Origin of the sequence: Arthrobacter sp. 08Y14 (assembly GCF_002929455.1) — a bacterium.
Lineage (GTDB): Bacteria > Actinomycetota > Actinomycetes > Actinomycetales > Micrococcaceae > Arthrobacter_B > Arthrobacter_B sunyaminii.
In genome coordinates this window covers 1-1,011 of sequence record NZ_PJIX01000013.1, presented here as the reverse complement: position 1 = coordinate 1,011, position 1,011 = coordinate 1, and the positions used below count along the sequence as shown (strand labels likewise).

Below are 1,011 nucleotides of genomic sequence, written 5' to 3'. Positions count from 1 at the left end.
CAATAAAGTACTCTCTCCTTTCGGAGAAATTCCAAGGATGTCAAGCCCTGGTAAGGTTCTTCGCTTATCATCGAATTAAAGAACACGCTCCACCACTTGTGCGGGTCCCCGTCAATTCCTTTGAGTTTCACTCTTGCGAGCATACTACTCAGGCGGAGTACTTAATGCGTTAGCTGCGGCGCTGAGATAACCCCAACACCTAGTACTCATCGTTTACGGCGTGGACTACTAGGGTATCTAATCCTATTTGCTCCCCACGCTTTCGTGCCTCAGCGTCAATAACAAGCCAGTAAGCCGCTTTCGCCACAGGTGTTCTTCCATATATCTACGCATTTCACCGCTACACATGGAATTCCACTTACCTCTCTTGCATTCTAGTAATGCAGTTTTCAAGGCGGACCGGAGTTGAGCTCCGGGCTTTAACCTCAAACTTGCAAAACCGCCTACGCACCCTATACGCCCAATAAATCCGGATAACGCTTGCCACCTATGTATTACCGCGGCTGCTGGCACATAGTTAGCCGTGGCTTTCTGGTAAGGTACCGTCAATATAGAGGCATTTCCTACTCTATTTTTTCTTCCCTTACAACAGAGCTTTACAACCCGAAGGCCGTCATTACTCACGCGGCATTGCTTCATCAGACTTTCGTCCATTGTGAAAAATTCCCTACTGCTGCCTCCCGTAGGAGTCTGGGCCGTATCTCAGTCCCAATGTGGCCGATCAACCTCTCAGTTCGGCTACGTATCATCGCCTAGGTGAGCCATTACCTCACCTACTAACTAATACGCCGCATCCCCATCTCATAGTGAACCAAACGGTCCTTTCAATCTTTTCTCATGCGATAATAAGATTCACATGCGGTATTATCTTTCGTTTCCAAAAGTTATCCCCCGCTATGAGGTAGGTTAGATACGTGTTACTCACCCGTTCGCCACTGGGGTGCAAGCACCCCCGTTCGACTTGCATGTATTAGGCATGCCGCCAGCGTTTATCCTGAGCCAGGATCAAAC

General features: G+C 48.7%; 1 rRNA gene. It reads right to left on the bottom strand.

From position 1 onward, the window contains the following. Positions 1-1,011: ribosomal RNA gene (locus CXR03_RS17700) — 16S ribosomal RNA — on the bottom strand; the annotation flags it as partial.